The organism is Streptococcus oralis subsp. tigurinus, assembly GCF_002356415.1.
GTDB classification, from domain to species: Bacteria; Bacillota; Bacilli; order Lactobacillales; family Streptococcaceae; genus Streptococcus; species Streptococcus oralis_F.
This window is the reverse complement of the sequence record NZ_AP018338.1, coordinates 862888-878011: the sequence shown is the minus strand read 5'-3', so window position 1 is coordinate 878011 and position 15124 is coordinate 862888. Positions and strand designations below refer to the sequence as shown.

At 40.7% G+C, this 15124-nt stretch carries 12 protein-coding genes and 1 tRNA gene; 3 read left to right on the top strand and 10 right to left on the bottom strand.

Annotated elements, in window-relative coordinates; genetic code table 11:
- Positions 1–14: 14 nt before the first annotated feature.
- Positions 15–458, bottom strand: a complete 444-nt coding sequence (locus STO1_RS04465) for a SprT family protein (RefSeq protein ID WP_096422128.1) — start codon at positions 456–458, stop codon at positions 15–17.
- Positions 445–2574 (bottom strand): Tex family protein, encoded by a 2130-nt coding sequence (locus tag STO1_RS04460; RefSeq protein ID WP_096422125.1) that lies wholly within the window; start codon positions 2572–2574, stop codon positions 445–447. The genes STO1_RS04465 and STO1_RS04460 overlap by 14 nt, the downstream gene beginning before the upstream one ends.
- 130 nt (positions 2575–2704) lie before the next feature.
- On the opposite strand from STO1_RS04460, the gene STO1_RS09960 reads away from it, so the two are divergent.
- Genes STO1_RS09960 through STO1_RS04445 form a run of 3 tightly spaced genes read left to right on the top strand, consistent with a single transcriptional unit; the run spans position 2705 to position 4553 of the window.
- The gene (locus STO1_RS09960) at positions 2705–2839 is read left to right on the top strand and encodes an SPJ_0845 family protein (protein WP_096422123.1); all 135 of its coding nucleotides are present in this window, start codon (positions 2705–2707) and stop codon (positions 2837–2839) included.
- Complete coding sequence (locus STO1_RS04450) at positions 2836–3741, top strand: permease (protein ID WP_096422121.1); 906 nt, start codon at positions 2836–2838, stop codon at positions 3739–3741. Before STO1_RS09960 ends, STO1_RS04450 begins: the two co-directional genes overlap by 4 nt.
- Positions 3738–4553, top strand: coding sequence for a TIGR03943 family putative permease subunit (locus STO1_RS04445; RefSeq protein WP_096422119.1), 816 nt, complete (start codon positions 3738–3740; stop codon positions 4551–4553). Before STO1_RS04450 ends, STO1_RS04445 begins: the two co-directional genes overlap by 4 nt.
- Before the next feature lie 184 nt (positions 4554–4737).
- On the opposite strand, the gene STO1_RS04440 is transcribed toward STO1_RS04445, so the two are convergent.
- The 8 genes from STO1_RS04440 to STO1_RS04405 form a co-directional block, all read right to left on the bottom strand.
- Positions 4738–4974 carry an AbrB family transcriptional regulator gene (locus tag STO1_RS04440; RefSeq protein WP_096422117.1) on the bottom strand — a complete coding sequence of 79 codons (237 nt, stop codon included), beginning with the start codon at positions 4972–4974 and terminating at the stop codon, positions 4738–4740.
- A gap of 418 nt (positions 4975–5392) precedes the next feature.
- Positions 5393–6319 carry a bifunctional riboflavin kinase/FAD synthetase gene (locus STO1_RS04435; protein WP_096422115.1) on the bottom strand — a complete coding sequence of 309 codons (927 nt, stop codon included), beginning with the start codon at positions 6317–6319 and terminating at the stop codon, positions 5393–5395.
- Between the two features lie 143 nt (positions 6320–6462).
- Entirely contained in the window at positions 6463–10002 is a 3540-nt protein-coding gene (smc, locus tag STO1_RS04430; protein ID WP_096422113.1) for a chromosome segregation protein SMC, read from the bottom strand.
- On the bottom strand, positions 9993–10691 hold the full coding sequence (rnc, locus tag STO1_RS04425; protein WP_033585349.1) for a ribonuclease III: 699 nt from the start codon (positions 10689–10691) through the stop codon (positions 9993–9995). Before rnc ends, smc begins: the two co-directional genes overlap by 10 nt.
- Before the next feature lie 182 nt (positions 10692–10873).
- Positions 10874–10945 (bottom strand) — tRNA-Arg (locus STO1_RS04420).
- A gap of 67 nt (positions 10946–11012) precedes the next feature.
- Entirely contained in the window at positions 11013–11999 is a 987-nt protein-coding gene (gene guaC / locus STO1_RS04415; protein ID WP_033585352.1) for a GMP reductase, read from the bottom strand.
- 167 nt (positions 12000–12166) lie between these two features.
- The gene (locus tag STO1_RS04410; RefSeq protein ID WP_084647667.1) at positions 12167–13486 is read right to left on the bottom strand and encodes an McrC family protein; all 1320 of its coding nucleotides are present in this window, start codon (positions 13484–13486) and stop codon (positions 12167–12169) included.
- Positions 13470–15098: an AAA family ATPase gene (locus STO1_RS04405; RefSeq protein WP_033606326.1), complete on the bottom strand. Its 1629-nt coding sequence runs from the start codon at positions 15096–15098 to the stop codon at positions 13470–13472. Before STO1_RS04405 ends, STO1_RS04410 begins: the two co-directional genes overlap by 17 nt.
- Between the last annotated feature and the right edge of the window lie 26 nt (positions 15099–15124).

Below are 15124 nucleotides of genomic sequence, written 5' to 3'. Positions count from 1 at the left end.
CGGGGTCACAAACATCAGTCCTTAGGCCGATTTAAAATGACAAGTTTACCACGGCAGACGCCACAGAGATAGCGTTTCGTGTCAATCTTCCTCTTGCGTTGATAGGATTGCTGGCAGGATTGACACTGATAGACTAGGTAACTACTTTGGGCTCTCAAAGATGGTACAAAGCGCAGTCCATCCACTTCTTTCAAAAGTTCCTTAAAATCTCGATCCTTATGTCGATAACCCTTTTTCTGAAAATAAAGGTGGTAGTGACAGAGTTCATGGCGCACGATTTTCCGAAAAACCTCCAAACCAAGTTCATTATAAACCTTGGGATTAAAGTCCAAATGCCCATCCTTGGGGAAAAATCGCCCACCTGTCGTTCGCAGACGAGAATTCCACTGGGCTTGGTGTTTAAAAGGTCTACCAAAGTCTTCGAGAGAAACAGATTGAACGTACTCAGTTAGATTCATTTGGAGCTAGAAGCGACAGATTGACTTTTTCACGTTCAGTATCGATTTTCTTAACCCAAACCGTTACCAAATCTCCAACAGACACCACTTGGCTGGGATGTTTGATAAATTTGCGACTCATATGAGAAATATGAATGAGGCCGTCCTCGTGAATCCCGATATCAACGAAGGCACCGAAATCAACGACATTACGCACCACACCTTCCAACTTCTGGCCGACTTTTAAATCCTTGATATCCAAGACATCTTGACGAAGAACAGGTGCATCAAAAGAGTCGCGGAAATCTCGACCTGGTTTGAGAAGGTCGGCAATGATATCTTTAAGCGTTTCTGGTCCAAGATCCAGTTCTTGCGCCATCTCCTTGACTGATAGGGACTTAAGCTTATTTTGTGCTTCTTCATTCAAGTCCTTGATATCCAAGCGTTTGAAGAGCTCCTTAACCGCAGCATAGTTTTCTGGGTGAACTCCTGTATTATCAAGGATATTGCTACTTTCAGGAATACGGAGGAAACCGGCAGCCTGTTCAAAGGCTTTGGCACCTAGGCGAGGAACCTTCTTGATTTGAGCGCGTGAAGTGATTTTTCCTTCTTCCTCACGGTATTTGACAATATTTTCAGAAATGGTTTTATTGAGTCCAGCCACATGGGAAAGAAGTGCTGGGCTAGCTGTATTGACATTGACACCGACTTGGTTGACCACGGTATCGACTACAAAGTCCAGACTTTCAGACAGTTTCTTCTGACTGACATCGTGCTGGTATTGCCCGACACCGATTGATTTGGGATCAATTTTGACCAATTCGGCAAGCGGATCTTGCAAACGTCGAGCGATAGAGATAGCAGAGCGTTTTTCAACAGTTAATTCTGGAAACTCCTGACGAGCAAGTTCGCTGGCAGAGTAGACAGAAGCGCCACTTTCATTGACAATAACATAGCTGACCTCAGGAAAATCTTTCAGAACTTCCGCCACAAAGGCTTCACTTTCCCGACTGGCCGTTCCATTTCCGATGGCAATGATTTCGACACTGTACTGACCAATCAAATCTGCCAAATCTTTCTTGGCTTCTTCGATTTGACGAGCTGAGGCTGGTTTAACAGGATAAATGACTTGAGTCGTCAGCATTTTCCCTGTTGCATCTACGACAGCAAGTTTGGCACCTGTACGAAAAGCAGGGTCAAATCCTAGAACCACGCGCCCTTTCAGCGGAGCAACCAATAGGAGATTGCGCAGGTTGTCAGAAAAAAGTTGGATAGCTCCTTCTTCTGCTTTCTCAGTTAATTCTGTCCGAATGCGTCGCTCAATAGCAGGCAAGACCTTTTTCTTAACTGACTGTTGGACAACTTCATCTATATAGGCATTTTTCACCTTGAAACGGGCAGCAAAGAAAGCAAGAATACGATCTGTCGCGTGCTCAAAACCGACTTTTAAGACGCCTAGCTTTTCCCCACGATTGAGTGCCAAGGTACGATAGCCTTGCATATTGCCAACTGTCTCTGAGAAATCATAATAAATCTGGAAAACTTGCTTTTCATCAAGACTTTCATCTTTGACTTTCGAAGTGATTTTAGAGTGTCTCAACACTTCCTGATAGGTCAGTGAGCGCAAGGTCACATCTTCAGATAAGGCTTCTACCAAGATATCAACCGCACCAGCCAAGGCTTCTTGACCAGTCGCAAATCCTTCACAGACAAACTTCTCAGCTTCTTTCTCTAAGCCATCTACATTCTGCAAAATCAAGCGAGCAAGAGGAAAGAGTCCAGCTTCACGGGCAATGGTTGCCTTGGTACGACGTTTCTCCTTATAAGGAAGGTAGAGTTCTTCTACGTCTGCTAATTTTTCAGCTGCCAGGATAGCTTCTTCCAATTCCTTGGTCAGCTTGCCTTGTTCTTGAATCTTAGCCAAGACAGCTTCTTTACGGTCGTTGAGATTTGTCAGACTTTTATCCAGATCAATAATAGCCTTAATCGCCACCTCATCCAGACTACCAGTCATGTCCTTCCGGTAACGCGCGATGAAGGGAATTGTCGCCCCCTCAGCCGTCAGACTTAGAACAGTATCGATTTGCTTTAAGGTTACTCCCAAATCTTGGGAGATTTTTTCATATTTTTTATCCATGAATCTATTATACCATAAGGAACAGCCCTTGTTTCGTCCTACCCTTTTTTACCTCTTTGATTATCAAAATAATCCCTTTTCCACAAAATAATAGTATAATAGAGGTAGAATGTAGAAAAGAGGTAGGCCCATGGCTGTTAAATTTACAAAAACGGATGACTTGGACAAGATGTTTGAAGAATTCGCCAAACTTCCTGACTTAACACAAGTCACTTTCCCAGATGACAAAAACAAAAAAGAAAAAGTTGAGAAGAAAAATAGATGACTGTTTTCCAATCTCTTCCTCCTAGCATCTTACAAGCAGGGGCTATCTTTCTTTCCATCATGATTGAAGCCCTTCCTTTTGTCTTGATTGGGAGTCTCATTTCGGGATTGATTGAGGTCTATATCACACCTGATAAAGTTTATGAGTTTCTTCCTCGCAATCGTTGGGGGAGGATCTTTTTTGGTACCTTCATTGGCTTTCTCTTTCCATCCTGCGAGTGTGGAATCGTTCCAATTATCAATCGTTTTCTGGAAAAGAAAGTGCCCAGCTACACAGCGGTTCCCTTTCTGGTGACTGCTCCCATTATCAATCCTATCGTTCTTTTCGCCACTTATTCTGCCTTTGGCAATTCAATAAAATTTGCCTTCTTGCGAGCGCTGGGAGCTATTGTGATTGCTTTGGTGCTTGGAATTTTCCTAGGATTTTTCTGGAAGGAACCCATTCAAAAAGAGAATCCTATCGCTTGCCATGAACATGACTTTTCACACTTGGGTCCCGCTAGAAAAGTATTTCAGGTCTTCATACAAGCTATTGATGAGTTTTTCGATATGGGGCGTTACTTGGTCTTTGGCTGTCTCTTTGCGGCTATCGTGCAGGTCTATGTCCCGACTCGGATCTTGACCTCTATCAGCGCAAGTCCAGTCCTTGCGATTCTCTTGCTCATGTTTCTAGCCTTTCTCCTCTCTCTTTGTAGCGAGGCGGACGCCTTTATCGGTGCTTCTCTCCTCTCGAGCTTCGGCCTAGCGCCAGTCCTTGCTTTTCTGGTCATTGGCCCCATGCTTGATATCAAAAATCTCCTCATGATGAAACACTATCTAAAAGCGCACTTCATCTGGCAATTCATGGGCATCGTGACAGTGCTTGTTTTGCTTTATTCTTACATGATGGGGGTGATGCTATGATCCGATTTATCATTCTACTAGGTTATTTTGCTCTGACCCTTTATCTGCAGCTATCTGGCAAGCTCAGTCACTACATTAACCTCCACTATTCCTATCTAGTCTATATCTCCATGTTCCTTTCTCTTCTGTTGGCTCTGGTCCAATTCTACATCTGGATCAAAAAAATCAACTCTCACAGCCATTTGGAAAGTCGTCGAGCTAGACGAATCAGTATCCTTTTACTGTCACTACCTCTGTTGATTGGGGTTGCCTTTCCGACAGTAAGTTTGGACTCGAGAACCGTATCAGCTAAGGGATATCATTTCCCACTTGCTGAGGGAATCAATACTGCTATTCAGGCAAGCGAAGGAACATCCAGTCAATACCTCAAACCCGATACCAGTACCTATTTTTCCAAATCTGCTTATGAAAAGGAAATGAGGACTACAGCTGACAAATACCTCTCCCAGCCAACCATTCAAATTACAGACGATAACTATATGGAGGTCATGGAAGTTCTCTATGACTATCCTCAAGAGTTTGAAGGAAAGAGAATAGAGTTTACAGGCTTTGTTTATAACGATCCTAGCCATCCAGATAGCCAGTTCCTCTTTCGCTTTGGAATCATCCACTGTATCGCAGACTCTGGAGTATATGGACTCCTGACCAAGGGGAACTCACGCCAGTATTCTGACAATACTTGGATCACCGCTAGCGGAACCCTGACCCTCCACTACCATAAAGAACTCAAACAAAAACTCCCAACACTGGAGGTTGAGAGTTTCACAAAAGTAGATAAACCAGAAAATCCTTATGTATATCGCATGTTTTAATAAAAAGAGGCAATATCAGAGTTTCTGCATTACAGAATTCTAATATTGTCTTTTCATTTTTTCTTATGCTCATTTCAATCCAGCGTACTATCTTATTTTTTGATCATTTCTCTGATAGAATGTTCAGAAACCCATTTAGAGTAGCTTATCATTTTTTCAATTTGCTTTTCTGTTAAATAGACTGTCATTTTTCCACCAAAGCTTTGAAAATATCGTCGTATTCATCAAAAACTGTATCCAATTTCAAGTTAAAGGCATCATCAGATACATAAGAGACCTGATGATCCAATTCTTCAGGAGTAAAGATAATTTCACCACTTGGTAACAATTTTGCGTCGTATTTAACACCACTTGGAATATTGAATTCGCTTGGAATCGTAATGGTGATTGAATTTCCTTGTTTTCTTGTTTTTACTACCATCTGATTTCCTCCTTTGAAGTATCATAACAAATAATTACGGTAATTACAATGATAGTGTAAAACTGCTATCTCATCTCAAATCTTATCCAAAATACTCCTGCATAAGTGATTTTTTAAGTTTTTCAATTCTTCCAAAGATTTTTGAATTGCCAATTATGATTTTGCTCTTTCTATCATATATTCAATATTTGTTAGAGGATTTGCATTTCTTTCTGTCCACAGCATTTCCCACAGCTGATCAATATTATTTTTTAATTCTCCTGTAATCATATTAGTCTCTTTTCTTTGGTTTTTAAAGTTATGAATAGCACTATTTTAATAGGTTTTCAATCAACCTTCAATTATGTTTCTCTCTATAAAAATTTCTTTCAAAAATAAAAAAAGCAAACCCAAAATATGGTTCACTTTTTTAACTCTTCTACTCTCCATCCTTCCAGTTCCGAGCAATCTCTTCATCTTTCTGGAGTTGGTCTACGAGCTCGTCGATGGAGTCAAACTTGACCATATCTCGGACACGGTCCAGCCAGTAGACCATAACTGTCTCACCGTAAATATCGTCTGAAAAGTCGAAAATATTGACTTCAAAACGTGGTTCTTCACCATCAAAGGTAACATTTTTTCCAACACTTGCCATGCCACGATATCTCTGACGCTGCACTTCCACATCGACTACGTAAACACCATCTGCTGGCATGTAAGTTCGGTCTCTTAGAACTAGATTGGCTGTTGGATAACCAATAGTCCGCCCACGAGCATTTCCATGAACGACCATTCCACGAGATGGGAGCGGAGTGCCGAGCAGATGATTGACTTCCTTGACATCTCCATCAAGAATAGCTTGGCGAATCCGTGTAGAACTAATCTTGCCCTTTTCATCCTCAACTGGAGGAACAATGATAATCTCTCCATCAAAATAGTCCTTCAGTTCATCCGCAGTTTTCTTATCTGAGCCAAAGGTATAGTCAAATCCTGCTACAATAATCGCTGGTTTTAAAGCTCTAACATATGTATCAAAGAATTCTTGACCCGTTAAACTAGCAAATTTGCTACTAAAGTCAAGTAGGAAAAGAGCCTCTACTCCGTGCCACTTCATCTTGTGCTCTCGTTCCTCATGATTGACGATGTGAAGCATGAGTTCAGGTTGGTAAGGTTGTAAGGCAAGTTTTGGCGATTCTGTAAAGGTCATCACGACAACTGGCAGATAATCCTTCATCGAAGCCTTACTGGCTACTTCAAAGAGTTTCTGATGCCCCTTGTGGATGCCATCAAAATAACCTAGTACAAGGACTGTATTACCTGGTACTGCAATATCTTTTTCGTTCTTAATAGGTACTGTTGTAATCATGAAACTATTATATCATAGAGAAAGTCTTTTCGCTAAGAGGAAATCCCAAATGTCGTTTTTTGCGCCTGAACTGACCGTAAGAGAAAATTTAGGGCTTTAGTTTTAAAAAATAGCACCTCCTAAGAGATGCTATCGTTTGTTAACTAGTCTACTGTTTCTTCCAAGTCTTTTAACTTAACAGAAACAATCTTAGACACACCTGATTCTTGCATGGTAACTCCATAGATAGAATCCGCTGCTGCCATCGTCCCCTTACGGTGGGTTACGACGATAAACTGACTATCCTTGTCAAAGCGGTTGAGATAATCCCCAAAACGTTTAACATTGGCTTCGTCTAGTGCCGCCTCTACCTCATCCAAGATAACAAAAGGAATAGTCTTGACTCGAATGATAGAGAATAACAAGGCAAGAGCCGATAGGGCTTTTTCACCACCACTCATGAGGTTGAGAGACTGGATTTTCTTACCTGGTGGTTGAACAGAAATCTCTACACCAGCTGTTAAAAGGTCGCCCTCAGTTAATATCAAGTCTGCCTGACCTCCGCCAAACATCTGTCTAAAAGTCACTTTAAAGGACTCACGAATAGCCTCAAAGGTTGATTTAAAACGTTCCTTAACCTCATCATTCATCTCTGTGATGGTCTCAAGGAGCAGGTTTTTCGCAGACAAAATATCATCTCGTTGGTTATTTAGGAAATCCAAACGGTTGTGGACTTCTTCGTACTGTTCAATAGCATCCAAATTGACTGGACCGAGTGAGCGAATAGCCTTCTCAAGATCTTTAACCTCTTGCTCTGCTAGATTGAGATCTTCCAACTCATGCGCTTTTTCTAGAGCCTCGGTATAGCTGATCTGGTACTGGTCAGTTAATTGAGCTTGTAGATAGCGCAAGCGTTCGCTGATCTTTTCTTTCTTGGCTTCAGCACGCGTTTGTTTGCGAATCCACTCTTCATTTTGCTGACGAGCTTGATCCAAATGGCTGGCAATATCATCCAGCTGACCTTCGATATCATCCAACTCAAATTGCTTGCGAATCAAATCTTGTTGGAGGTTTGTTTTCTGAGTTTTGGCCTCTTCCGCCTGCTGACTTAGCAAATCCGTATCAACCTTCTCAAGATTATCAACCTTTTCTTGGAGGAGGCGCTGGATTTCCTCTTGTTCGATATCTAGATTATCCAGTTCCTTACCTAGGCGTTCAATATCAGTCACTTCGTAACGTTTTTGTCCTTGCAGTTCTGACTTAAGCAAGCGGGCTTGCGCTACTTGTTCCTGCAAGTTTTGATAGCGTTCTTGAATAGCGTTTTTATTGGACTTAATCTCTTCAATCTCAGCTTCCAGATTTTGCTTTTCACTTGCGATAGTAGAAAGGCGCTCCTGGCATTTTTCCTTATCCGCTTGCCAATCTCCTTCAGAAAGGCGATTTAATTCCTCTTCTTGAAGTTTCCAAAGAGTTTCTAACTCTTCTAGTTGCTGATTGGTTTGTTGATAAGCAAGGTACAAGCCTTGCTCCTGGATACGAGCTTGCTCACCCTGAGATTTGATGGCCTCTAATCTTTCTGTTAATACTGCCATCTCATCTTGCAAGGTCTTCAAAGTCGCTTCTTCTGAACGCAGACTAGCTTCTTCTTCAGCAATTTCTTTTTGTAATTGTTCCAGTTCAGGCTTGATGAAGATACTGTTATTCTGGCGATTGGCACCACCCGCGTAGGAACCCCCTGTACGCAACTCTGTCCCATCCAGTGTCACCATACGAACCTGGTAACGAACTTGACGAGCAGCTGCACGGGCATGTTCTACGGTATCAAAGATAGCCGTCGTAGCTAGCAAGTTCTTGAAAATGGCTTCTAGTCTAGTATCAAAAGTAACCAACTCATCAGCCATTCCAAGGAAGCCTGGACTTGATGCGATAGCATCTTGGTTCTGACTCGAAATCGCACGAGCCTTGATCGTCGTCAACGGAAGGAAGGTTGCTCGACCGGCTCTGTTGCGCTTGAGGAAATCAATAGCCTTAGTCGCTGCGTTCTCATCTTCTACTATGATGTGCTGACTGCTAGCTCCAAGCGCAATTTCTAGGGCAATTTGATAATGAACATCAAAGGTCAGATGCTCACTGACTGCACCAATAATTCCACCTAGACGGTCTTTTTCTTGGAGAACACTCTTAACACCCGCGTAAAAATTGCTATGATTTCTAAGGATATTCTCTAAACTTTGAGCTCTAGCCTGCTTATTTTTGAGACTATCCAGACGGTCAAAGAGTTGGCTCTGCTGGGCTTGGTAAGAAACTTTCTGTTCCTCTTGCTCCTTGGCACTAGCTTGGTAGTCAGCCAATAATTTCTGAACCTGCTCCTTAGCAGTTTCAAGTTCAGCCTCTTGCTGACTGGCCTTTTCTTTAGCTGTAGCCAGTTGTTCTTTCAGTTTCTCAAGTTGATCTGTTTGTTTTTGAGATAGCTGACGGCTGTTCTCTAGTTCATTCTCGATGCGGGTCAGTTGGTTTGAGACATCCGCTTCTTCTTGCAAAAGCGCAACAAAGCGTTCACGCAAGAGCTCGATCATCTGGTCAGGATCATCTGAAAAAGCTAGCAATTCTGCCTCTAAACGATTGAGTTCCTTGTTGTTTTCAGCTAGACTTTCCTCTAACTGTGCCAAGTTCGCTTCTTTTTCAGCCTTCTCTGTACTTAGAGTCTTTCTCTTATCTTCTAAAGATGCCAAACGGGCTTGTGCTTCTTGTTGATTGAGAGCAACTTGCTCAGATTCCAACTTCGATAGGGCTAATTTTCGCTCTAAATCACTTATCAGATTCGTCAGATCCATCAAACTTCCTTGGTCTTTGGACATTTGAGCTTGGAGATCTTGGCGTTTCTTTTTAAGTGTTTGATTTTCTTCTTCCAACTCTTGACGCTTTTGGTAATAGCTCGTCAAAAGTTCCTGAACCTGAGTTAGTTCTTCTTCTGTCAGCTCTAGTTCAGCCTTGTTTTCCTTGATTTGGGCAACCAGTACATCCAAGTAAATAGCCTTGCGTTGACCATCCAGGTCGAGAAACTTACGAGCATTCTCAGCTTGTTTGGCAAGAGGCTTGATTTGATTGTCCAACTCATAGATAATATCCTCTAAACGGTCTAGATTATCTTGAGTTTGTTGCAGTTTGCTTTCTGTTTCTTTTCGACGAGTTTTGTATTTAAGAACTCCAGCAGCTTCTTCAAAAATAGCTCGACGCTCTTCAGGCTTGGAATTAAAAATCTCCTCAACCTTCCCTTGGGAAATAATAGAGAAGGAATCCCGTCCCAAACCTGTATCCAAGAAAAGGTCATGTACATCGCGCAGACGGACTTTCTTGCCATCAATTCGATACTCACTATCTCCACTACGATAGATATGGCGTTCTACCTTAATGACTTGCCCTGCATCCTTGATAAAGCCATCTTCATTGTCCAAGGTCACGATAACAGAGGCATAATTGAGTGGTTTGCGACTTTCTGTTCCAGCAAAGATAACGTCAGGCATCTTACCACCACGAAGGCTCTTGATACTGGATTCCCCCAAGGCCCATCGTAGACTTTCTGTGATATTTGACTTCCCAGAACCATTGGGCCCAACGACAGCTGTCACACCTTGGTCAAAGACGACCTTGGTCTTGTCAGCAAAGGACTTGAATCCCTGAATCTCAATCTCCTTTAAATACATGAATCCAGCCCTTTCTCAACTGCATTTTTGGCGGCCTCTTGTTCTGCCAATTTTTTAGAACGGCCTTGACCTTTTCCGATACTTTTGCCCTCAACCAGAACTTCTACATCAAAAACCTTGTCATGGGCAGGCCCCGTCTCAGAGGTCACCTGGTAGCGAATATCCACATCGCCATTAACCTGGAGCAGCTCTTGCAGGTGTGTCTTGTAATCCTTAATCATTTCAAAGTCACCTGCTTCAACCTTGGGAATCATGACTTGATAGATGAACTCTTTTACCCTAGCAACATCCTTGTCTAAAAGCAAAGCACCCAGAAAGGCTTCAAAGGCATCACCAAGAATGGTGTCACGATTGCGACCACCAGACTTTTCTTCTCCTTTTCCTAGCTTGATAAACTGATCAAACTGGCAATCACGCGCAAAACCAGCCAAACTCTCCTCACGGACAATCATAGCACGTAGTTTGGACAAATCTCCCTCTGGTTTCTTAGGATATTTTTTATACAGATATTCTGAAATCAATAATTGCAGAACAGCGTCTCCTAAAAATTCCAAGCGCTCATTGTGTGAAATTTTTAAGAGGCGGTGCTCATTGGCATAACTCGTATGAGTAAAGGCCGTTTCTAGTAGTTTTTTATCTGCAAATTCGATTGTAAAACGCTTCTTTAGTACAGTTTGTAATTCTTTCATACCAACCTCTTTCTAACTGATAACAGTCTCTTTTATTATATCAAAAAAAGCCCCCTGAGTCACTTTAAAACGGGACTAGAGGGGATTTGAGCATTTTTTAGAATAAAATTTTTAATTTTAGGGGCAAATTTGGGGCGAGATAAAGAAAAAGCCTTATTTAAGGCTTTCTTAGGCTATTTACATCCACCCTGAGGGAATCGAACCCCCATCTCAAGAACCGGAATCTTACGTGATATCCATTACACTAAGGGTGGAAACTTGCTTTATTATAACAGAAATTTGCTCTAATAACAAGTTTTTTATTGGTGGACTAAGTGTCTCTTAGTGGGAAGCATCCCCGTTCCAGATAGAGTTTTTCACGATAACATAATCAACGTGTTTAAGGTCAGCAAGCCTGCGTCCACCTGCGTAGGAAATAGCACTTTGCAAGTCCTGCTCCATCTCAGTAAGGGTGTCTTGCAAGTGCCCTTTAGCAGGCAGTAAGATGCGCTTACCTTCCACATTTTTATATGCTCCTTTTTGGTATTGAGAAGCTGAACCATAGTATTCTTTGAACTGTTCGCCATCGACTTCAATCGTCTTTCCTGGGCTTTCGATATGTCCTGCAAATAGGGAACCAATCATGACCATGCTGGCACCGAAACGGATAGACTTAGCAATATCGCCATGAGTACGAATCCCACCATCAGCGATGATCGGTTTACGCGCAGCCTTTGCACACCAGCGTAGGGCAGCCAACTGCCAACCACCTGTACCAAAACCTGTCTTTACCTTTGTGATACAAACCTTACCAGGACCTATTCCAACCTTAGTAGCATCCGCACCGGCATTTTCCAATTCACGAACAGCTTCTGGTGTTCCTACGTTACCAGCAATGACAAAAGTATCTGGCAATTCTTTCTTGATATGTTGAATCATAGAAATCACGCTATCCGCATGACCATGGGCAATGTCAATCGTGATATACTCAGGAGCATCAGCCTTGAGTCGGCTAACAAAGTCATACTCGTAATCCTTGACACCGACAGAAATGGAAGCAATGAGCCCTTGATCGTGCATGCGTTTGATAAAAGGAATGCGCCCAGCCTCATCAAAACGATGCATAATGTAAAAGTAACCGCCTTTAGCAAGTTGCTCTGCTACGTTCTCATCCAAAATCGTCTGCATATTTGCTGGCACAACAGGTAGTTTAAAAGTGTATTTTCCAAACGTAATACTTGTATCCGCTTCTGAACGGCTTTTAATCACACATTTATTAGGGATCAACTGAATATCTTCATAATCAAAAATTGGAAATTCATTTAACATATCGATGTCTCGTTTCTTTTGTAATGACCTACCTATGCTTGCGCATCCCTACGTCTTTTACGACGTTTCCTTGAATCATTATAAACCAAAGTACAGTTTTTGTCAAATAATTTCAATTATAAAATAATAATGTTCGGTTTCTTGTTTAAATATAAAAAGTGAGGAGATTAGTTTCTCCCCACTTCCTTAGTAATATTCCTTTTAAAAGTTTCTTCGGAGCTTTCCATCATTTCACAAAATTCATTATAAGATGAAGCCTTTTGAGGAATTTGTATAGACAATTTCTTCAACAAAGCTCCATAACCTGCTAGCTTTCCTATCTCATTATCAACAACCTTTTGCTTGCTCGGAAAAACAAGACCAGCTTTCTCAACTTTTAAAATATAAGAATAGGAAATCAGCTGGAATAAGTCCTCACGGTTGATTCCTTTTTCAGTGAACTCCAGTTCTTTATATTTAGCATCTAAAACTATTTTTAACTCTTTATGATAAAAATCTGGAAATACTTTTCTTTCACGGTCAGAAAATACTGAAATTCCGTCCGTCTTATCCTTATTTCGTGGATGGATGAAAACTTTTGGCAACAAGGTATAAACATACTCTTCCCAAAGCCAGGAAACATCAAAAAGAATACCATGGATTTTTTGCTCTTGATATCCTAACCCATGTTTCTCTCTATTTAGAATCATCAGGCAAAGCTCTTGCAACTTTCTGTACTCGTGAAAGTATGCATGACGTATAGGTTTAGATTGATTTCCCCGAATAATCTTAGCACGATCAGCTAGTTTATAATATGGTGTTACTCGCACGATTTCTGCCACATTTTCACGACTAGTTAAGAGATTATCAAGGAGCCCTTGCCCAATGATTTTCTGATTCTTAATGTACTCAATCGTATGCCGAATCAATTGCATGAGTGAATTATCATAGGTAAACTCTCTCGTTGTGTAGGCGATATTTCCCATAAAAGGAACATTCCTCTTAAGATGATTTCCTACATCTATCACTCCCTTTACATGACTGTCGTTATGAGAAAATCTCTGGTATTCCTTATAAAGACCTTTTCGGAGAGCCGCTTGCAGATATTTTGGAAAGAGGTAAATCAAAAGTTGATAGAGTCTATCCTCTTGAGATAGACCGACATCCAAACTATTCAGATTGATATTGAGAACCTTTTGTAAAAGATAATGTAAAAAATGGTCGTTACTTTCATCAGAAAAACGAGAGGAAATCGTTAATCTTTCCTGACCGCATCCCAGAAAACCAATCACATTGCCTGTCTTGATTTCCTGATTAACTGTTTCCAAAATCTTTTGGTCCTTGTCTAAATCAGGAGAATTCATCAAATCATTTGGAAAAATAAAAATATTGTCCTCTTGAGATAGGTTATCTAGTGTTCTATCAAGGAGCGCTTGACTTAGGTTGGGAAATTCTGCGACAAAGTCTTCTCTAGCAATTCTATGCTGATTATCAGTTATCCGCATCATTATCACCAGTATCTTGCTGATCTGTTTGCTCTTTATTTGTCAGATCAAATGCTTTTTTCAATGTATCCAGAGTTTCGGCCTCCTCATAAGAACCACGTAAGTAATCTTCCAATAGAGGTTTGAGGTAATCAGACCAGAGTAACTCATAGTCAAAATCCACTTCTTCCAACTTAAGGAAATAACTTGGTCCGATATGATAATGACTGTTTAACTCCTGAACGTTTTTGATAGCAGCGTTCAAGTTTCTTAAACGTTTTTTCGCTTCTTCCTCATGTCCATCTAGTTTCTTATCTAGAATGTATAACTGGCTTTCAGCAGTAACTTCAACAAAACGGAAACGACGACGCATAGCAAAATCAAAGGTATCTACTGAACGGTCAATATCATTCATTGTTCCGATGATGTAGACATTTTCAGGGATATAAAATTTCTCATCCGTCTCATGTAAATTAGCATACTGGGTGGAAACACTCCCCCTTTCGCCACGATATTCAGGATCAATAGAGAAAAAGAGTTCCCCAAAAATCTTAGAAATCTCCCCACGGTTGATTTCATCGATGATGAAAACGAATTTCTTGTCTGTGTCAATCGTTGGAGATACATAATCACATAATCCATAACTTTCTTTCATGTGATCCAAAACAATTTTTTGATAAGTTTCGTACTTTAAATTAGTCTCTTCACCCTTGTACAAAAGATACACTTTTTCTTTGGTAGCAACAGGAGAATCAAACTTCACATTCCCTTGACTGTTTAGACTGGCTGGAACAGAACTACGAGGAAAGAAGTATTGTCCTTGCTTTTCATTGATAGCATCCGTTAGCCTAGTCCACGTTTCCTCAAAATTATCTTGGCCTCCAGTTTTTTGAGCTTCTTTAGCCTTCTGACAAAACTTCTTAAAAATGCCGTCCTGCAAGCCAAAGTTAATCTGTCCATCATTTACCAGGATTGGTCTCAACCCCTCTACAAAATCCGTATAATCATAGGAAGGGTGAAACTGTACAAATTCGATTTGGTCTTCGTTGCCACCCGTTAATTCTTTGGCAATTTCTTTAGCAAGATAAGTTTTTCCTGTGCCAGGAGCACCACGGAGGATGAGGTTTTTGGATTTTTTTAATTTATCTAAATAATCGTTAATATTTTTATACATAACAATTTTCTCTATATTTTTTCTGTATGTACCATTTATAATAGATTTATATAAATTGATACGTTCTGAATTTCTATCCCAGTTGATGGTTTGTCTTGTACCTTTTTTACCTTGGTATTCCCATCCACCATCTACTTTCAACCATTTAACACCAATACAATGTTTAAATGTTTTTTTAGATTCGTCAAAATAATAAGGTTTCACACATTGACCAATTCCTAAAATTTCCTTAACCCCTGTGGTAGCTATTATGTAATCATCTTTTTTTATGTCATGAGCAAATTTCCAAATAAATTTATCTCTCTGTTTTCCCTGTTTCAATTCTTGAGGATTTTTATAATCTAGAATACTAGACAAATTAGAATCAAAATCTATACAAGCTATATTCTCTTCTTTAAATAGGGACCAAACTTTTCCACCTCCTCCTGCAACTATCATCCAATAATTTAATTTTTCTTCCATTTTGTAGCTCCATTTTCATATATAGA